General features: G+C 67.0%; 19 protein-coding genes. 9 read left to right on the forward strand and 10 right to left on the reverse strand.

Annotated elements, in window-relative coordinates:
- Positions 1-21: 21 nt before the first annotated feature.
- Positions 22-432 (forward strand): nitroreductase family deazaflavin-dependent oxidoreductase, encoded by a 411-nt coding sequence (locus K6L26_RS17420; RefSeq protein ID WP_085980517.1) that lies wholly within the window; start codon positions 22-24, stop codon positions 430-432.
- A gap of 21 nt (positions 433-453) precedes the next feature.
- Positions 454-1,089: a homoserine/homoserine lactone efflux protein gene (gene rhtB / locus K6L26_RS17425; protein WP_036387534.1), complete on the forward strand. Its 636-nt coding sequence runs from the start codon at positions 454-456 to the stop codon at positions 1,087-1,089.
- Here the strand turns inward: rhtB and nadC are convergent.
- Genes nadC through nadA form a run of 3 tightly spaced genes read right to left on the reverse strand, consistent with a single transcriptional unit; the run spans position 1,086 to position 4,584 of the window.
- Positions 1,086-1,943, reverse strand: a complete 858-nt coding sequence (gene nadC / locus K6L26_RS17430; RefSeq protein ID WP_043370563.1) for a carboxylating nicotinate-nucleotide diphosphorylase — start codon at positions 1,941-1,943, stop codon at positions 1,086-1,088. The two genes, rhtB and nadC, sit on opposite strands and share 4 nt — an antisense overlap.
- The gene (locus K6L26_RS17435; RefSeq protein ID WP_221850932.1) at positions 1,943-3,544 is read right to left on the reverse strand and encodes an L-aspartate oxidase; all 1,602 of its coding nucleotides are present in this window, start codon (positions 3,542-3,544) and stop codon (positions 1,943-1,945) included. The genes nadC and K6L26_RS17435 overlap by 1 nt, the downstream gene beginning before the upstream one ends.
- Positions 3,541-4,584, reverse strand: a complete 1,044-nt coding sequence (gene nadA, locus K6L26_RS17440; protein ID WP_036389790.1) for a quinolinate synthase NadA — start codon at positions 4,582-4,584, stop codon at positions 3,541-3,543. Before nadA ends, K6L26_RS17435 begins: the two co-directional genes overlap by 4 nt.
- A gap of 73 nt (positions 4,585-4,657) precedes the next feature.
- Here nadA and K6L26_RS17445 point away from each other — a divergent pair, with 73 nt between their 5' ends.
- Genes K6L26_RS17445 through K6L26_RS17460 form a run of 4 tightly spaced genes read left to right on the forward strand, consistent with a single transcriptional unit; the run spans position 4,658 to position 8,001 of the window.
- A complete protein-coding gene (locus K6L26_RS17445; protein WP_174682919.1) occupies positions 4,658-5,323 on the forward strand; it encodes an NUDIX hydrolase in 666 nt (221 codons plus the stop codon).
- A gap of 42 nt (positions 5,324-5,365) precedes the next feature.
- The gene (locus K6L26_RS17450; RefSeq protein ID WP_221850934.1) at positions 5,366-6,697 is read left to right on the forward strand and encodes a lipase family protein; all 1,332 of its coding nucleotides are present in this window, start codon (positions 5,366-5,368) and stop codon (positions 6,695-6,697) included.
- A gap of 29 nt (positions 6,698-6,726) precedes the next feature.
- Positions 6,727-7,542, forward strand: coding sequence for an AraC family transcriptional regulator (locus tag K6L26_RS17455; protein WP_221850936.1), 816 nt, complete (start codon positions 6,727-6,729; stop codon positions 7,540-7,542).
- A gap of 48 nt (positions 7,543-7,590) precedes the next feature.
- On the forward strand, positions 7,591-8,001 hold the full coding sequence (locus K6L26_RS17460; RefSeq protein ID WP_221850938.1) for a VOC family protein: 411 nt from the start codon (positions 7,591-7,593) through the stop codon (positions 7,999-8,001).
- On the opposite strand, the gene K6L26_RS17465 is transcribed toward K6L26_RS17460, so the two are convergent.
- Genes K6L26_RS17465 through bioB form a run of 3 tightly spaced genes read right to left on the reverse strand, consistent with a single transcriptional unit; the run spans position 7,982 to position 9,955 of the window.
- A complete protein-coding gene (locus tag K6L26_RS17465) occupies positions 7,982-8,656 on the reverse strand; it encodes a DUF2567 domain-containing protein (protein ID WP_435405337.1) in 675 nt (224 codons plus the stop codon). The two genes, K6L26_RS17460 and K6L26_RS17465, sit on opposite strands and share 20 nt — an antisense overlap.
- A 29-nt stretch (positions 8,657-8,685) precedes the next feature.
- Positions 8,686-8,934, reverse strand: a complete 249-nt coding sequence (locus K6L26_RS17470) for a biotin synthase auxiliary protein BsaP (protein ID WP_435405371.1) — start codon at positions 8,932-8,934, stop codon at positions 8,686-8,688.
- A 13-nt stretch (positions 8,935-8,947) separates the two neighbouring features.
- On the reverse strand, positions 8,948-9,955 hold the full coding sequence (bioB, locus tag K6L26_RS17475) for a biotin synthase BioB (protein WP_221850943.1): 1,008 nt from the start codon (positions 9,953-9,955) through the stop codon (positions 8,948-8,950).
- 95 nt (positions 9,956-10,050) lie between these two features.
- Between bioB and K6L26_RS17480 the strand changes: the two genes are divergently transcribed.
- On the forward strand, positions 10,051-10,668 hold the full coding sequence (locus K6L26_RS17480) for a TetR family transcriptional regulator (protein WP_221850945.1): 618 nt from the start codon (positions 10,051-10,053) through the stop codon (positions 10,666-10,668).
- 88 nt (positions 10,669-10,756) lie between these two features.
- On the opposite strand, the gene K6L26_RS17485 is transcribed toward K6L26_RS17480, so the two are convergent.
- The 4 genes from K6L26_RS17485 to K6L26_RS17500 are packed head-to-tail and all read right to left on the reverse strand — an operon-like array spanning position 10,757 to position 14,417.
- Positions 10,757-11,266 (reverse strand): 2'-5' RNA ligase family protein, encoded by a 510-nt coding sequence (locus K6L26_RS17485; protein WP_019348852.1) that lies wholly within the window; start codon positions 11,264-11,266, stop codon positions 10,757-10,759.
- A 1-nt stretch (position 11,267) separates the two neighbouring features.
- Positions 11,268-11,945 carry a dethiobiotin synthase gene (bioD, locus tag K6L26_RS17490; RefSeq protein ID WP_221850946.1) on the reverse strand — a complete coding sequence of 226 codons (678 nt, stop codon included), beginning with the start codon at positions 11,943-11,945 and terminating at the stop codon, positions 11,268-11,270.
- Positions 11,942-13,090, reverse strand: coding sequence for an 8-amino-7-oxononanoate synthase (locus K6L26_RS17495; RefSeq protein WP_221850948.1), 1,149 nt, complete (start codon positions 13,088-13,090; stop codon positions 11,942-11,944). The genes bioD and K6L26_RS17495 overlap by 4 nt, the downstream gene beginning before the upstream one ends.
- Before the next feature lie 28 nt (positions 13,091-13,118).
- The gene (locus K6L26_RS17500; RefSeq protein ID WP_221850950.1) at positions 13,119-14,417 is read right to left on the reverse strand and encodes an adenosylmethionine--8-amino-7-oxononanoate transaminase; all 1,299 of its coding nucleotides are present in this window, start codon (positions 14,415-14,417) and stop codon (positions 13,119-13,121) included.
- A gap of 91 nt (positions 14,418-14,508) precedes the next feature.
- Between K6L26_RS17500 and K6L26_RS17505 the strand changes: the two genes are divergently transcribed.
- Positions 14,509-16,686 carry an acetyltransferase SucT gene (locus K6L26_RS17505; RefSeq protein WP_064899707.1) on the forward strand — a complete coding sequence of 726 codons (2,178 nt, stop codon included), beginning with the start codon at positions 14,509-14,511 and terminating at the stop codon, positions 16,684-16,686.
- A gap of 4 nt (positions 16,687-16,690) precedes the next feature.
- Positions 16,691-18,856 (forward strand): glycogen debranching protein GlgX, encoded by a 2,166-nt coding sequence (gene glgX / locus K6L26_RS17510; protein ID WP_047037770.1) that lies wholly within the window; start codon positions 16,691-16,693, stop codon positions 18,854-18,856.

Raw genomic sequence — 18,856 nt, forward strand, 5'->3', positions numbered from 1 at the left:
GACTGCCGAATGGAGCCCTTGATGTCCGCGAAAGACCACCCGAACAACGCCCCCGGCGTACCGATGCTCGTGCCTCCCGCGCTGGAGCGCTTCCAGATCAAGTACCTCAACCCGCTGGTGAAGCCATTTTCGAAGCGCTTGCCCGGGTTCACCGTGATCAAGCACCGGGGTCGCACTTCCGGAACGCCCTACGAGACCATCGTCACCAGCTACCGCAAGGGCAACGTCTTTGCGGTGACGCTGCTGCACGGCAAGACCAACTGGGTGAAGAACGTGATCGCGGCCGGCGGGGCTGACGTGCACCTGTTCGGCGGCGACATCAAGATCACCAACCCTCGGGTGGTGCCGGCGGGTACGGACGATCCGACGCTCCCCCGGATCCCGCGCAGCGCGGCCCGCCGAATGGGCGTCTTCGTCGCAGATATCGTTTGACACCGTCGCCAGACTGCATACATGACCTGGCAGATCTGGCTCGCGTTTCTCGGCGCGTCGATCGCCATCAGTCTGTCCCCCGGAGCCGGGGCGATCCAGTCGATGGCGACCGGCCTGACCCATGGCGTCCGCCGTGGATCCTGGAGCGTGCTCGGACTACAGATCGGGCTGCTGGCCCAACTGGTCCTGGTCGCCGTCGGCCTGGGCGCCGTCGTCGCCAAGTCGATGCTGGCGTTCCACATCGTCAAGTGGATCGGTGTGGCGTACCTGATCTATCTGGCGGTTCAGCAATGGCGCAGCGCCTCGCAGGACCTGCGTGCCCGGATGGGCGGCGCGGGCGAACGCGGGAGGCTGTCCCTGGTCATGCGCGGATTCCTGGTGAACACCACCAACCCGAAGGGCTTGGTGTTCCTGGTCGCGGTGCTACCTCAGTTCGTGGTGCCGACCGCGCCATTGCTGCCGCAGTACCTGGCGATCGGCGCGACGATGGTCGTCGTCGACGTGATCGTGATGAGCCTCTACACCGGGCTGGCCGCCCGGCTGCTCAACTGGCTGCAGACCCCGCGACAGCAGACCATGCTCGGCCGGGTGTTCTCCGGGCTGTTCGCCACCGCCGCGGTGGTGCTGTCGTTGGTGCGCCGCGGCGCAACAGCCTAGGTATCGAGCCCGATGTCGAGCACCCGCACCGAATGGGTGAGGGCTCCGATCGCGAGGTAATCGACCCCGGTTCCCGCGTAATCGGCGGCACTGTCCAGTGAGAGACCCCCCGAGGATTCCAGCAGCGTCTTGGGTGAACGGGTATCGCGGCGCTGCACCGCGATCTGGGTCTGCCACACCGGGAAGTTGTCGAGCAGCACCAGCTCGACGTCGGCCGCGAGCACATCGTCGAGTTGTTCGAGGGAATCCACCTCGACCTCACACGGCAGGTCGGGTGCCTCGGCGCGGACCGCCTTGAGCGCGGCCAGCACCGAACCGGCCGCGGCGACGTGGTTGTCCTTGATCAGTGCCGCGTCGCCGAGCCCCATCCGGTGATTGACCCCGCCGCCGACGCGCACCGCGTACTTCTGCAGCGCGCGCAGGCCCGGCAGCGTCTTGCGGGTGTCGCGGATCTTCGCGTGAGTGCCGGCCACCGCGTCCACCCAAGCGGCGGTCGCGGTCGCGATCCCCGACAGGTGGCACATCAGGTTCAGCATCGTGCGTTCGGCGGTCAGCAGACCGCGAGTCGGCGCCTCGACCGTCAGGATCGACGAGCCGGCGTCCAGCCGGGCACCATCCTCGACTCGGTCGATCACGCGGTAGCCGGAGACACCGAGCACCTCGTCGAGCACCAGTAGCGCGATATCGACACCAGCAGCCACCCCCGGCTCCCGGTTGACCACCTTCGCGGTGGTCATCGCATCGGCGCCGACGGTGGCGATGGTGGTCACGTCCGGGCCGTACCGGAGATCTTCTTCGAGGGCCCGCGCGATCGTGGCCTGCGCCTCTGCGCGCTCCACATCCGAAAGCGCCATCAGCACACCGCCGTTGGGGTGTCGAGGGTGGGCCGGCCGGCTACGGCGCGAATCGTCACGGAATGCTCCTGAGCAGGGTCGGTTTCGGGATGGTCGCCGCGATGGTGGCAGCCGCGGCTCTCGGTGCGGGCGAGTGCCGCGACCGCAATGGCTCGGGCGGTCACGGTGAGCGCTGCGTCCTCGAAGCTCTGCCGATTGGCGGGCTGCACCGAGCGCGCCTCCGCCAGGACGGTATCCAGCCGCTGCAGACCGTCAGCGTCGCGGACCACTGAAGCGTGCTCGGACATGCTGTGCTGCAAGGTTTGTCGGTCAACGCAGTCGTGTCGCCGGTCCTGCGGCGGCTGTGCGCGCACCGCGCCCGCGGCCCCCGCATGCTCGGCGGCCAACCGGCCGGCGCGGCCGCCGACGACCAGCCCTTCGAGCAGGCTGTTGGATGCCAGCCGGTTCGCCCCGTGCATGCCGGTGCGGGCCACTTCTCCGGCGGCGAAGAGCCCGGGCAGTTCGGTACGTCCGCACACGTCGGTGACCACGCCGCCGCAGCTATAGTGGGCGCCGGGCACCACCGGGATGGGCTGGCGGGTCGGGTCGACACCGGCCGCCAGACATGCCGCCGCCACGGTGGGAAACCGGTCGGAGAATCCCCGGACGCCGCGGGCGTCGAGGTACACGCACGGGTCCCCGGTGGCGCTCAACCGAGCGTTGATAGCCGCGGCGACCACATCACGGGGAGCCAGGTCCCCCATCGGATGCACGCCGTCGGTGACCGAATCGCCACGTGAGTCCACGAGTATGGCGCCTTCACCGCGCAGCGCTTCGGTGATGAGCGGGCGCCGCCCGCCGCCGTTCTCGGCATACAACATGGTCGGGTGGAACTGGACGAACTCGATGTCGCGGACCGCGACACCGGCCCACAGGGCCAGGGCGATGCCGTCACCGGTCGAGCCACTGGGGTTGGTGGTGGCCGCGTAGACGTGGCCGAGTCCCCCGGTGGCCAGAATGACCGACGGCGCGTGGATGATGCCCACGCCGTCCTCGTTGCGAACCAGCACCCCGGTCACGGTGTCGTCGTCGCGCAGCACGTGCAGCGCCGCGTGATCCCGGCGGATATCGAGATTGGCTGCCGCACGATCGAGTGCTCGCTGCACCTCTGCCCCGGTGGCGTCGCCGCCGGCGTGAATGATGCGGCGCCGGGTGTGTCCGCCCTCGCGGGTCAGTGCCCACTGTCCCGGAGTGGCCTCGTCGAAACGCGCGCCATCGGCCACCAGATCGGCGACGGCGTCATAACCGGCTGCGACGATGGAGCGCACCGCGTCCGCATCGCACAGCCCACCGCCGGCCGCGACCGTGTCGGCAACATGGGCCTCGACCGAGTCCTCCGTATCCGGCAGCACCACGGCAATCCCGCCCTGGGCATAGAACGTCGCGGTCTCGCGTGCCTTGCTCAGCACCACCACCCGGCGTCCGCGCCGATGCGCGGCCAGGGCCGCCACCAGGCCGGCGACACCGGTACCGACCACGACGACGTCGGCCCGCTGTTGCCACAGCGTCGAACTGCCGCAGGCGAAGCGGCTCGATCCCCGGGCGCTGCCCGTCGGGTTCATTCGCCGCCGCCGGGCTGGCCAATCGCAATCATCCGCTGCACGCTGGCACGACCCAGGCGGGCGGTTTCGGGATCGACATGCACCTCGTCGGCGCCTTCGATCAGGCAGCGCAGCAACGCGGCCGGAGTGATCATCTTCATGTAGGTGCACGACGCGCGGTCGTTGACCGCCAGGAAGTCGACTTCCGGTGCAGCCCTGCGCAGCTGGTGCAGCATCCCGACCTCGGTCGCGACGAGCACCTGGCGCGCCCGCGTCTCGCGAGCCGCGTCGAGCATGCCGCCCGTGGACAGGATCTTCACCCGCTCCTCGGGCACCGCGCCCTCGCCCGCGAGGTACAGCGCCGAAGTGGCACATCCACATTCAGGGTGCACGAACAGTTCGGCGTCCGGGTGCGACCGCGCCTGATCGGCCAACTCGTCCCCGTTGATCCCGGCATGCACGTGGCATTCGCCGGCCCAGACGTGCAGGTTCTTGCGGCCGGTGACGCGGCGGACATGCGCCCCGAGGAATTGATCGGGGCAGAACAGCACCTCGCGGTCCTCCGGGATCGAGGCCACGACCTCGACGGCGTTGGACGACGTGCAGCAGATGTCGGTCAGCGCCTTCACCGCAGCTGTGGTGTTGACGTAGGAGACGACGACCGCGCCGGGGTGCTCGTCCTTCCAGGCGCGCAGTTCGTCGGCGGTGATCGAGTCGGCCAGCGAACAACCGGCCCGCTGGTCCGGGATCAGCACCGTCTTGTCCGGGCTGAGGATCTTGGCTGTCTCCGCCATGAAGTGCACACCGCAGAACACGATGGTGTCCTCGGGCGCCTCGGCGGCGATGCGCGACAGCGCCAGGGAGTCACCCACGTGGTCGGCGACGTCCTGGATGGCCGGCAGCTGGTAGTTGTGCGCCAGCAGCGTCGCGCCGCGCAGGTCGACCAACCGGCGGATCTCAGCGGCCCATTTCTCGTCGCCGTCAACACCGGAATAGCCACCGGGACCATCGACGATCTGATCGGCCAAGCCCCCCGCGAGGGTGTCATTGAGAGCGGTCACGCCGACCTCCTCCACTACGTCAGGTTTTCGACTTATAATCGAAAACATGCCACATGGTAACACCGCGCACGAAGTGCTCGCCGTTGTGTTCCAGGTTCGCGGCCTCGACACCCGGCAACCCGCACTCAACGTGCTGCTGTGGCAGCGGGCGCTGGATCCCGAGCAGGGCAAATGGTCCCTTCCCGGTGGCCGCCTGGAAGTCGACGAGGACCTGACCAGTTCGGTTCGTCGACAGCTGGCCGAGAAAGTCGACCTGCGCGAACTTGCCCACCTGGAGCAGTTGGCGGTGTTTTCCGACCCACATCGAGTCCCCGGCACCCGGACCATCGCCTCGACGTTCCTGGGGCTGGTGCCCTCCCCGTCCACCCCCGCCCTACCGCCGGACACCCGGTGGCATCCCGTCAGTGACCTGCCGCCGATGGCCTTCGACCACGCGCCCATGGTCGAGCACGCCCGCAACCGGCTGGCGGCCAAACTGTCCTACACCAACATCGGATTCGCCTTGGCCCCAAAGGAATTCGCACTCTCTACGCTGCGGGACATCTACAGCTCCGCACTCGACCATCAAGTCGATGCCACCAACCTGCAACGGGTACTGGAACGTCGCAAGGTCATCACCCGCACCGGCACCACCGCGCGATCGGGCCGCAGCGGCGGACGTCCCGCAGCGCTGTTCCGATTCACCGATTCCCGGTACCGCGTCACCGACGAATTCGCCGCATTACGCCCGCCCGGGTGAGTCGAGTGGATTCTTAGACCCTTCTTAAGTAAGAATGCCCGGATGGACTTGGGCAGCGCGGCCAGCGTCTCGGCGGCCGAATGGATCGGTCGGACACCCCACGAGGAGCTCGACCCCGCCGCCCGACCCGTTCTTCCCCACAAGGACGCGTTCTACGTACCGCCTGCTGGTTTCCAGCACGCAGAGCGGGGCACCGTCCTGCGCAGCCGCGACGTCGAGTTGGCTTTCCTGGGCCTGATCCCCCAGCTCGTGCAGGCCACGCAATTGCTCTACCGCTCTACCGACCGCAACGGCCTCCCAGAAGCGGCAGCCACCACGGTCATCGTCCCGACTGACGCCGCCGCGGACTGCCCGGTCGTGTCCTACCAGTGCGCCATCGACGCCATCTCCGCCCGGTGTTTCCCGTCCTACGCCCTGCGTCGCCACGCCAAGGCCACCGGCTCGTTGGCCCAGCTGGAGTTTCTGCTGATCTCTGCCGCGCTGGCCGAGGGCTGGGCGGTCTCGGTTCCCGACCACGAGGGGATCGACGGCATGTGGGGCGCGCCGTATGAGCCCGGATACCGGGTGCTCGACGGTTTGCGTGCGGCGATCAATGCCGAACAGCTATCGCTGTCGCCGGAGGCGCGCATCGGCTTGTGGGGGTATTCCGGCGGTGGCCTGGCCAGCGCCTGGGCCGCCGAGATGGCCGGCAGCTACGCACCCGAACTCAACATCGTCGGCGCTGTCCTCGGCTCCCCCGTCGGCAACCTCGGAAATACGTTCCGCCGGCTCAACGGCACCGTGTTCTCGGGCTTGCCCGCGCTCGTGGTGGCCGCGCTTGCCGACATCTACCCCAACCTCAACCGGGTCATCGCCGAGCACGCCACCGTCGAGGGCCGCAAGATCCTCGATCGCCTGCACCGGATGACCACCGTGGAAGCCGTTCTGCGGATGTTCCGGACCGACATGGCCGACCTGGTCGACATGCCGCTGGAAGAGATCCTCGACGGACCTGAAGTCAGCGAGGTGTTCCAGGACACCAAACTCGGTGTGGCCGTGCCGGTTCCACCCGTGTTGATCGTGCAGGCCGTGCACGACGAGATCATCTCGGTGGACGACATAGACGAACTCGCCGACACGTATCTGGCCGGTGGCGCCGACGTGACCTACCACCGCGACATGTTCAGCGAACACCTCCTGTTGCACCCGTTCTCTGCGCCGATGGCGCTGCGTTGGCTGACCGACCGGTTCGCCGACCGCCCGCTGACCGCCAACCTGGTGCGATCCAAGTGGCCGACGCTGCTCAACCCCATCACGTACATGGGCATGGCCCGGCTGGCCGGAATCGCCACCAAAGTCGCCCTGGGCCGCACGGTCCGGCGACGCCCGCTCTGACCCGCCCCGCACTGGCACAATGGGGGTAGATGCGTTATATCCGTCAGCCCCCGACGGTGGCCCTGCGCGACAGCGTCGACCACCTGTGGTGCATTGCGGACGGGCCGGCCTATCCCACTGAACGCATCCTGCCCACCGGCACCACCGAACTCGTCATCAATCTCGGCGCCGACCTCGTCGCCATAACCAATCATCATGGTGCACAGCGGTTTTCAGGAGCCGTCGTCTCCGGCCCCTACTCCCGGCCATTCGACATCGACGCACGCGAGCACACCGCGATGGTGGGCGTGCATTTCAAGCCGGGCGGAGTCCGCGCCGCCCTGGGAATGTCGCCGCACGAACTGCTCGGTACCCACGTCGGCCTCGACACGTTGTGGAACGGCGCGGCTGCAGACCTCCGCGCCGAGGTCTGTGAAGCGCGGTCGGTCATGGAACGCTTTGCCATCGTCGAGTCCGCATTGCGCACCCGCTCACGCGGTGGCGGCCCGACCCGCGAAGTCGCCTACGCGGTGGACGCACTCAGCCTCGGGCACCACCCACCCGCGATCGAATCGCTCGCGCGCGAAGTCGGTTTCAGCCACCGTAGGCTGATCCAGCTGTTCACCACCGAGATCGGAATGCCGCCGAAACGGTTCGCCCGTTTGCAACGGTTCCGGCACGCCCACGAAGCCGTCTCCGCGGCGCTGTCACCGCCGCATTGGGCCACGTTCGCCATTGAGCACGGGTACGCCGACCAGTCGCACATGATCAGGGAGTTCCAGGAGTTCTCCGGGATGACACCGGCCCAGCAGCTACGCCAGAGCCGCTACGTCGCGAAGGACGACCACATCGCGCTCACCCGCTAGGTCAATTTTCTTCAATACATCGGCCGCGAGATTTCGCAGACTTCAGCTATGTCTGGACACCTCACCTTCCGAACCGGCGCAGTCCGCTACCAGGTCACCGACGTCGAGCGCGCGGTTGCCTTCTATACCGAAAACTTGGGGTTTGACATCGCCATCCGCGGCGGGCCCGCGTTCGCGTCCGTGGTCAACGGCAACCTCACTGTGTTCTTGAGCGGGCCGGGCAGTTCGGGCGCACGGCAGCTGCCCGACGGCACCGCGCAGAAACCCGGAGGCTACAACCGGGTGGTGCTGGAGGTCGACGATCTCGACGGGGCCATCACCGAATTGCGCCGAGCCGGCGTCACCTTCCGCAATTCGGTCGAGGAGGGACCGGGCGGCCGGCAGATCCAGATCACCGACCCCGACGGCAACCCCGTCGAGATTTTCGAAGCGGCAGCCGTCAGGCCTCCGGCGGAGTGACCACCGGCGGGATGACCGGATAGGTCGGCGTCTCCACCGGCGGCCAGGCGCCTAGGTCGTCGCGGACCGTGGAGACCGCGATCAACGCGTAGACCATTGCCGCCGCGGCCGCCGGGAACAGAAGCGTGCCGGCGATCTGCAGCGGCGTGTGCCCGAAGAACACGGACGCGGCTTCCACCACATAGTGGACACGATGTTCGGGGGTGACGGGTGCGCCCGCGATGTCGAGCGAACCGAACCGCCAATGGGCAAGTGCCGCACCGACACCGGCGGCCACCGCCGTGGCCACGGAACACCCGACGGCCAACGCGGCGACCAGAACCGGCCCGCGATGTGCGGTCCACTGCCACACGGCCACCGCAGCCACGACCGCCATCACGACTAGCAGACCGACGAACATGAATGCCGACGTGAAGAAATGGTCGGACTCGCCACCCAGGTAAGCGTGTACCCGCTCACCGCTACGGGTCAGCGCCACCACGCCGTGGACTCCGGGCGCGAGGAAAGCCCACAGGGCGCCGAGCACCGCGCCGACACCTGCCAGAACCGCGATGACCGTCACCACGGCCCGCTCACGCGAAACTCGCGGCGCACCGGGGACATCGGCGGGAACCGAGCCGGCCGAGACCATCTGCTCTTCGACCGAGAGGCTCATCTGTGCCCTCTGCTCTTCGCCCGAGAGGCTCATCGCCGCATATCCAGGTCCGTCGAATCCACCTGCCCATGCCGCGAGCACTTGGCCCACCACCCGGTAGGCCGCACCTGGACGATCATCCGGCGGCCGCACTCGGCGCAGTACCGCGGCGGTTCCAGGCCGAGCTGAGCAGCGGTGGGCAGCGCTGTTCCGTTCGCCGCGTCAACCTGGACGCCGGTGTAGACGTTGTACAGACCGGCGCCGACGGGTGCGGGCAGAGCCGGCGTTTCCTCGATCATCACCACCTAAGTTCTACAGGCTGGCGTTGAGAGCCTTGATCGGCATCTGCAGATCGTCCAGCAATTCCAGATCCGACTCGGCCGGGCGACCCAGCGTGGTCAGGTAGTTGCCGACGATGACGGCGTTGATGCCGCCGAGGATGCCCTGCTTGGCACCGAGGTCGCCCAGGGTGATCTCACGGCCACCAGCGAAGCGCAGCATGGTGCGCGGCAGCGCCAGCCGGAACGCGGCGACCGCCTTGAGCGCCTCGGACGCCGGCAGCACCTCGAGATCACCGAACGGCGTGCCCGGCCGCGGGTTGAGGAAGTTCAGCGGCACCTCGTGCGGGTTCAGCTGGGCCAGGTTTGCGGCGAACTCGGCACGCTGCTCCAGCGTCTCGCCCATGCCCAGAATGCCGCCGCAGCAGACCTCCATACCGGCCTCACGCACCATCTCCAGGGTGCCCCAGCGCTCTTCCCACGAGTGGGTGGTGACCACATTCGGGAAGAACGACTGCGCGGTCTCCAGGTTGTGGTTGTAGCGGTGCACGCCCATGTCCTTGAGGCGGTCCACCTGCTCCTGGGTCAGCATGCCCAGCGAGCAGGCGATCTGGATGTCGACCTCGTTGCGGATCGCCTCGATACCGGCGGCCACCTGGGCCAGCAGGCGCTCGTCCGGGCCGCGCACCGCCGCGACGATGCAGAACTCGGTGGCGCCGGTCTTGGCGGTCTGCTTGGCCGCCTCGACCAGGCTCGGGATGTCCAGCCAGGCGCTGCGCACCGGAGAGGCGAACAGACCCGACTGGGAACAGAAGTGGCAGTCCTCGGGGCAACCGCCGGTCTTGAGGCTGATGATGCCCTCGACCTCGACCTCGGGGCCACACCACTTCATCCTGACCTCGTGTGCCAGCGCCAGCAGCTCCTCGAGCTTGTCGTCGGGCAGCTGCAGCACCTGCAGTGTCTGGTCCTGGTCGAGGCCGACACCACGCTCCAGAACCTGCTCGCGAGCTACGCCCAGTACATCTACGGCTGCCTGCGTCACGAAAAGTCCTCCTGTGGATCGTGTGGTCGGGCGGGCCGACGCTTGAACACGTCGGCGGGCCGACACTTGAACACCGTTCAGGCTAGGGTAACGGTGTGCAACTCCACAAACCCGACGTGGTGGATGCGGCGACCGCCATTCTCGACAACTACGGCATCACCGACCTGACGATGCGGCGCCTGGCCCGTGAGCTCAATGTCAGCCCGGGCGCGTTGTACTGGCACTTCGCCAACAAACAGGAACTGCTCGGCGCCGTCGCCGACCGGATCCTGGAGCCCGTGCGCCTCGAGCGTCCGGGGGCAGCATGGCCGGGCCGAATCCACCAGACCTGCCGGGCGTTGCGGGACGCGCTGTTGTCGCACACCGACGGAGCCGAACTGGTCTCGTCCAGCTTCGCCGCCGGTCAGTCTCGAATCGTCGGCGAAATCGTGGCGCAGCTTGCCGATGCCGCCCGGCATGCCGGTGTGGCATCGCCCGACGACGAGTTGGCTGCCCGCACGGTGCTCTATTACGTGCTGGGCTTCACGGCCGACGAACAATCCCGGCTGCAGTGGGACGCGGCGGGGGCACTTGCCGACGAGCAGTCGGTGCTCAACCACGACACGTCGCGGCAATTCGATTTCGGCCTGCAATTACTCGTTGACGGACTGGCAGTGCGTGGCGCCAGCACGCTCAGCTCCGGCAGCGAAATCCCGCAACGCAGCCAGGGCTGAGCCTTCGAGCGGTTTGTGCACGATTTCCAGCGGCAGCCGCGGAAGATCGTGCACAAATCACACGGCGAGCCCCACAGCTCAGGGCCGATCAGCCGATCGCGTGCTCGACGCGCTTGTCGCCGTCCCAATGCCGTAGACCGGTCACCTGGCCGGTGATCTCCGCAGGGCGGCCGGCGATCCGCACCGCTGTGGCCAACCGGGTCGGGGCCACCCGCCGCGCCAGCGTCACATGCGGCGTCCAGTTCCCCGGTTCGGCGTGCGGCATCGGCGCCGGATCCATAAACGGCAGGCACAGCCGGTACGCATCGGCCTGCACTCCGAGCAGTTCGTCGGTCGGAACCAGCAGCCGCGCCAACACCCCAACGGATCGCCCGAAGATCAGCGTGGCGCCGATACGGCAAGGCAATGGGAATCGGTCGACGAGTTCGGTCAGCACCGAATCTGCCTCGGCGTCGATGTGCTGCGCCACCGTCAGCGTCGCATGTGGCCGACTGGCCGGAGCTTGGCTCGGAATATCCTTGTCGCGCAGCGTATCCCAGATTCCGCGGATTACGGCCTCGGTATCGGGGTCGAAGACCAGCTCGACGGAATGCACCATTTCAGAACAGGCCGATGAGCCAGTCCCGGTCGAACGCGTCGTCGCACGCCCTCTCGAACTCCTCCGCTCCGGCGCTTCCCAGGCCGGCAGGCAGCACCGCGCGCACCGGCGCCAACCGCGCCAGCGACTCCCGGTTGCCGGACTCCGCCACACCGGGTTTCTCCGGCCAGGCGCCGACCACCAAACCGGCACAGCTAATACCCTGGCCGGCAAGGGATTCCAACGTCAATGCGGTGTGGTTGAGGGTACCCAGGCCCGGCGATACAACCACGAGCACCGCAGCGGAAAGATCGGCAGCCAGGTCACGCAGCGTGACGCCGTCTGCGCCCAATTCGACGAGCAGACCACCGGCGCCTTCGACCAGGGTCAGCCCGCCGCCGAGCTGGGCACCACGCACCGAAGCCACCAAGTCCGCGCGCGTAGGCAACGGAAGGCCGGCCCGCTGTGCTGCGGCGACCGGTGCCAGAGGCTCCGGATAGCGCCATCCCCCATGCAGGTTCGCCACCCCGGAAAGCCGGCTCACCTCGGCGAGGTCGTTGTCGCCGTCAACGGTTCCGGTCTGCACCGGTTTACACACGGCGACGTCGAGACCGGCCAGTCGGGCCGCGCACGCGAGCGCGGCCGTCGTCACCGTCTTGCCGACGCCGGTGTCAGTGCCGGTGACGACCAGCGTGCTCACAACCGGGCCTCAGCCAGGACGTCGGTCAACACGAGCCGGGCCAGATCCATCTCATCGGCGGTCAGCGAGGCCCGTGCCGTCAAACGCAGCCGCGAGGTGCCTTCGGGAACCGTCGGCGGGCGGAAGCAACCCACCCGCACGCCCCGGTCCAGGCAGGCGGCCGCGGCGGCCACCGCCACCTCGGGTTCGCCGAGGATCACCGAAACGACAGCAGAATCGGGTACAGCGGAATCCCCGGAAATGCGGGCCAGCTCGGCGGCATGGTCCAACACTGCCTGCGCCCGTCGAGGTTCGGCGATCAACACTCGCAGGGCGGCCCACGCTGCGCCGACGGCGGCCGGTGCCAGCCCGGTGTCGAAGATGAACGGACGGGCGGCGTCGATCAGATGAGCGCGGATCGGCTCTGGGCCGAGCACGACCCCACCCTGACTGCCCAGCGCCTTCGACAGCGTCGTCGTCATCACCACGTCCGGCGAACCGGCCAGACCGGCCTCGTACAGCAGGCCCTGCCCGCCCGGGCCGCGCACCCCGAGCCCATGTGCCTCGTCGACGAGCAACAGCGCGCCGTGTCGGCGGCAGACCGCATGGAGTTCTCGCAGCGGCGCCAGCGCACCGTCGGTGCTGAACACCGACTCGGTCAGCACCACTGCGCGGTCCTCGGTGCGCGCAGACAGGGCGGCGTCGACCGCGTCGACGTCACGGTGCGGTGTCACGGTCACCCGGGCGCGCGACAACCGGCACGCGTCGACCAGGGAGGCGTGCGTGAGCGCGTCCGAAACGAGAAGTGAACCGGGCCCGGACAACGCGACGACGGCACCGAGGTTGGCCGTGTAGCCCGAGGAGAAAACCAGCGCCGACTCGGCGCCGACAAACGTCGCCAGGGCGGTCTCGAACCCTTCGTGCAGCTCCGTGTTGCCCGTGACCAGCCGCGAACCGCCGGCACCGGCACCCCAGGTGCGCAGCGCTTCGATTCCGCCTTCGAGTACCTCCGGGTGTTGCGACAGACCCAGATAGTCGTTGGAGGCCAGGTCCAATTCGGTTGCCACCGCGGGGCGGGTACGCAGCTCACGACGAAGCCCTGCCTGCCTGCGCCGTGTTTCGACATCGGCCAGCCAGGCCAGCGGTGATAGATCGGTGCGCGTCACGGTTGCTCCTCGCTCGATTGAACACCGTTCAGGTTAGTGCACGCGCCACGCCGACCATTCCCGCGGTGATCTGTTCCACCTCCGCTTGTGTGCAGATGAAGGGCGGCATGGCATAGATCAGCTTGCCGAACGGACGCAGCCAGACTCCGTGCCGCAACGCCGCCAAGGTCGCGACCTTCATGTCCACCGGCTCACTCATCTCGATCACACCGATCGCACCGAGCACGCGCACATCGGCAACTCCCGGCAGGCCGCGGGCCGGCTCGAGGCCCGTCCGCAGCCCGGCCTCGATTTCGTCGACCCGCGCCGGCCAATCCCCGTTGACCAGCAGTTCCACCGCGGCGACACCGACCGCGCAGGCCAGCGCGTTGGCCATGAACGTCGGCCCGTGCATGAGCGCCCCGGGCTCCCCCGCGCTGATCGTCCGCGCGACCTCGCGGGTGCACAGCGTGGCGGCCAAGGTGATGTAGCCACCGGTCATCGCCTTGCCGACGCACATGATGTCGGGGCTGACTCCGGCGTGTTCGGCGGCGAACAACTTGCCGGTGCGGCCGAACCCGGTGGCGATCTCGTCGAAGATCAACAACACGTCGTGGCGATCGCAGATCGCGCGGAGGTCAGTGAGGTAGCGCGGGTCGTGAAAGCGCATCCCGCCGGCGCCCTGCACGACGGGTTCGATGATCACCGCGGCCAGTTCGTCGGCATGTTCGGCCAGTTGGCGCTCGAACGACTCGACGTAAGACGGCTGATAGTCGGCGGGCACGGGCGGGGCGAACTCCTGCGCCACGAGCACGTCCGTCCACAGGGAGTGCATTCCGCCGTCGGGATCGCACACGCTCATCGGGGTGAACGTGTCGCCGTGATAGCCGCCGCGCCACGTCATCAAGCGATGTTTGGCGCCCCTGCCGAGGCTGCGCCAGTACTGCAGCGCCATCTTCACCGCCACCTCGACGGACACAGACCCGGAATCACTGAAGAAGACCGTCTCCAGGCCCTCCGGCGTCAATTCGACCAGCAGTTGGGCCAGCCGTGCGGCCGGTTCGTGGGTGAGGCCGCCGAACATGACGTGGTTCATCGTGGCCAGCTGAGCGGACACCGCGGCATCGAGTACCGGGTGCCCGTGTCCGTGCACGGCGGTCCACCAGGACGCCATCGCATCGATCACCTCGATCGGTGCGCCATCGGTAGGGTCGATCACAGTCAGCCACGCGCCTTTTGCGCCCACCGCCACCACCGGCGGAAGTACGTCGGAGCCCATGGCGCTGTACGGGTGCCAGATATGGGCCGCGTCGATGGCACTGATCTGCGCTGGGGTCAGCTCAGCCACAGTCGGGCAGCCTAGCCCTTTGCTCACAGACTGTGACGCACGCATCCGAAATATGAGCGGCAGACCGTTGTTAGGTAAATTGGCCTCGACCATGAAAACCCTTGACGCCCCCCGGACGGAGCCCGGCGCCGAATCCGGTGCCGTTCCACGCGCCGTCATGGGTACCCGCGCATCGGGTTTCTACCGCCACGATCTGGACGGACTGCGCGGCATCGCGATCGCCCTGGTGGCGATGTTCCACATCTGGTTCGGCCGGGTTTCCGGTGGTGTCGATGTGTTTCTGGCGCTGTCCGGATTCTTCTTCGGTGGCAAGATCCTGCGCTTGGCGCTCGACCCGGCGACGCCGCTGCGACCCTTTCCCGAAACCGTCCGGTTGATTCGCCGGCTGCTTCCCGCACTGGTCGTTGTGCTTGCCGCGGCTGCGGTGCTCACCATCCTCGTGCAGCCCGAGACGCGCTGGGAAACGTTTGCTGACCAAAGTCTGGCAAGCCTGGGTTACTACCAGAACTGGGAGCTGGCCAACACCGCCGCGAACTACCTCCGCGCCGGTGAGGCGGTCAGTCCGCTGCAACACATCTGGTCGATGTCCGTCCAGGGGCAGTTCTACCTGGCGTTCCTGCTGCTGATCTCCGGGTTCGCCTTCCTCGGCCGCCGGTTGTTCGGGCGGCACCTGCGCACCGCATTCATCGTCTTGCTGAGCGCGCTGACCATCGCCTCCTTCGTCTACGCGATCATCGCGCACAACACCGATCAGGCCACCGCCTACTACAACAGCTTTGCCCGCGGCTGGGAGCTGCTGATCGGAGCCCTGGCCGGGGCGCTGGTCCCCGCGGTGCGGTGGCCGATGTGGCTGCGCACCCTGCTGGCCACCGTCTCACTGGCCGCGATCCTGTCGTGCGGCTGGTGGCTCGACGGAGTCAAGGAATTCCCCGGACCGTGGACGCTGGTACCGGTCGGTGCCACCGTCATCTTCATCCTGACCGCGGCCAACCGGGTGGACGATCCGAGCGCGGGCCAACGGTTGCCCGCGCCCAACCGGATGCTGGCGACAAAGCCGTTCGTGTCGCTGGGATCGATGGCCTACTCGCTCTATCTCTGGCACTGGCCGTTACTGATCTTCTGGCTGTCCTACTCCGGCCATGCCCACGCCAACTTTCTCGATGGCACGATCATTCTGCTGATCTCGGGTGTTCTGGCCTGGCTGACCACGCGCTACATCGAGGAACCGCTGCGCTCGCAGAAGCCTAAGGACACCACACAGACTGCCGCCCTGCCGGCCGTGCCGCTGCGGGTCCGCCTGCGCCGGCCGACGATCGTGCTGGGCTCCATCGTGGGGCTGCTCGGTGTCGCGCTGACCGCCACCTCGTTCACCTGGCGTGAACACGTCACCGTGCAGCGGGCCAACGGCAAGGAGTTGTCCGGGCTGTCGGCTCGGGACTATCCGGGCGCCCGCGCCCTGATCAATCACACGCGGGTACCCAAGCTGCCGATGCGGCCGACCGTTCTCGAGGCCAAGGACGATCTGCCCGCCTCGACGACCGACGGCTGCATCAGCGATTTCGGGAATACCGATGTCATCAACTGCACATACGGCGACAAAGACGCGGCCCGCACCATCGCGGTGGCAGGCGGGTCGCACGCCGAGCACTGGATCACCGCGCTCGACCTGCTGGGGCGTCTGCACAATTTCAAAGTGGTCACCTACCTGAAGATGGGTTGCCCGCTGACCACCGAGGAAACCCCCCTGGTGATGGGCGACAACCGCCCGTACCCGAAATGTCATGAATGGAACGAGAAGGTGATGGCCAAGCTCATCGCCGATCGACCCGAATACGTGTTCACCACTTCGACGCGGCCGTGGAACATCAAAGATGGCGATGTCATGCCCGGCACCTACATCGGCATTTGGGAAACCCTCTCCCAGAACAACATTCCGGTCCTCGCGATGCGCGACACCCCATGGCTGACCCGAAATGGCCAGCCGTACTTCCCCTATGACTGCCTGGCCAACGGCGGTGATTCCATCTCGTGCGGCATCGACCGGTCCAAGGTACTCTCCGACCACAACCCCACACTGGATTTCGTCGGAAGGTTCCCCCTGCTCAAGCCACTGGACATGAGCGATGCGGTGTGCCGTGAGGACTATTGCCGCGCGGTGGAGGGAAATGTGTTGATCTATCACGACTCTCACCACATCTCGACGACGTACATGCGCACGATGACGGGCGAACTGGGCCGTCAGATGGCGGCGGCCACCGGTTGGTGGTGAGGCCATGACGCCCTCCGCAGTACCGCCATCCTCCGCTCCCACGCCGATGTCGACTGTCTGGCCCGGCGAGGCCTACCCGCTGGGCGCAACCTACGACGGTGCGGGCACCAACTTCTCGTTGTTCTCCGAAGTCGCCGAACGCGTCGAACTGTGCCTGATCGCCAAGGACGGCACCGAGCACCGGATCAATCTCGAAGAGGTCGACGGCTACGTCTGGCATGCGTACCTGCCGACCGTCACGCCGGGCCAGCGATACGGCTATCGCGTGCACGGCCCCTGGGACCCCGCCAACGGACATCGCTGTGACCCGAGCAAGCTGCTGCTCGACCCCTACGGCAAGTCGTTCCACGGCGACTTCGAATTCAGCCAGGCGCTGTTCTCCTACGATCTGACGGCCGAGCCACCCGGGACCGGAACGCCGCCCCACATCGACTCCCTGGGCCACACCATGACCAGCGTGGTGATCAATCCGTTCTTCCAATGGGGCTCGGACCGCGCGCCCAAGACCGCCTATCACGACACCGTGATCTACGAGGCACACGTCAAAGGGATGACCCAGACCCACCCGGGCATCCCCGAGGAACTGCGAGGCACCTACGCGGGACTGAGCCACCCCGTGGTCATCGAACATCTCCAGTCGCTGAACATCACCGCGATCGAGCTCATGCCCGTGCACCAGTTCATGCACGATCACCGCCTGCTGGACCTCGGGCTGCGAAACTATTGGGGCTACAACACCGTCGGCTTCTTCGCCCCGCACTTCCAGTACGCGGCCACCCGGCACGCCGGCGGTGCGGTGGCCGAGTTCAAGACCATGGTCAAGGCATTTCACGACGCCGGCATCGAAGTGATTCTCGACGTGGTCTACAACCACACCGCCGAAGGCAACCACCTCGGTCCGACCATCAACTTCCGCGGCATCGACAACGCCGCCTACTACCGGCTGCTCGATGGGCAACCCGAGTACTACAAGGATTTCACCGGAACGGGCAACAGCCTCAATGCCCGGCACCCGCACACCCTGCAACTGATCATGGACTCGCTGCGGTACTGGGTGCTGGAAATGCACGTCGACGGATTCCGGTTCGACCTCGCCTCGACCCTGGCGCGCGAATTCTATGACGTCGACCGGCTTTCGGCATTCTTCGATCTGGTTCAGCAGGATCCGGTGGTCAGCCAGGTGAAACTGATCGCCGAACCCTGGGATATCGGCGAGGGCGGCTACCAGGTCGGCAACTTCCCAGGTTTGTGGACCGAATGGAACGGGAAGTATCGCGATACTGTGCGCGATTACTGGCGGGGCGAGCCCGCGACCCTGGGCGAGTTCGCCTCCCGGCTGACCGGATCCTCGGACTTGTATGAGGCCACCGGCCGGCGCCCCAGCGCGAGCATCAACTTCGTCACGTGTCACGACGGCTTCACCCTCAACGACCTGGTCTCCTACAACGAGAAGCACAACGAGGCCAACGGTGAGGACAACCGCGACGGCGAAAGCCACAACCGTTCCTGGAACTGCGGTGTCGAAGGGCCGACCGACGATGCCGACATCTTGGCGCTGCGCGCCAAGCAGATGCGCAACATCATGGGGACATTGATGTTGTCGCAGGGCACTCCGATGATCGCCCACGGCGACGAGATCGGCCGAACCCAATTGGGCAACAACAACGTGTACTGCCAGGACTCCGAATTGTCCTGGATGGACTGGTCGCTGCTCGACAGCAACGCCGATCACCTGGAGTTCACCCGCAAGGTGCTGGCTTTCCGCAAGCGCCACCCCGCATTTCGGCGCCGCCGGTTCTTCGAGGGAAAACCGATTCGCAGCGGCGACCAGGTTCGTGACATCGCCTGGCTGACTCCGGCGGGCACGGAGATGACACCGGAAGACTGGGGCACCGGGCTCGGTACCTGTGTCGCGGTGTTCCTCAATGGCGAGTCCATCCCGGAACCCAACTCTCGTGGCGAACGCGTCGTCGACGACACCTTCCTGCTGTGCTTCAACGCCAACGACCACGACCAGGACTTCGTCACCCCGAACGGCGACTACGCCGCCGAGTGGACCGGCGACCTCGATACCGCCAGCCCCACGGGTGATTCCGATTTGGTCGTGGCCGCCGGCGAAAAGGTCTCGCTGCAAGCCCGCTCACTACTCGTACTACGCAAGACGGCCTGA

The organism is Mycobacterium farcinogenes (genome assembly GCF_019739075.1).
GTDB lineage: Bacteria > Actinomycetota > Actinomycetes > Mycobacteriales > Mycobacteriaceae > Mycobacterium > Mycobacterium senegalense.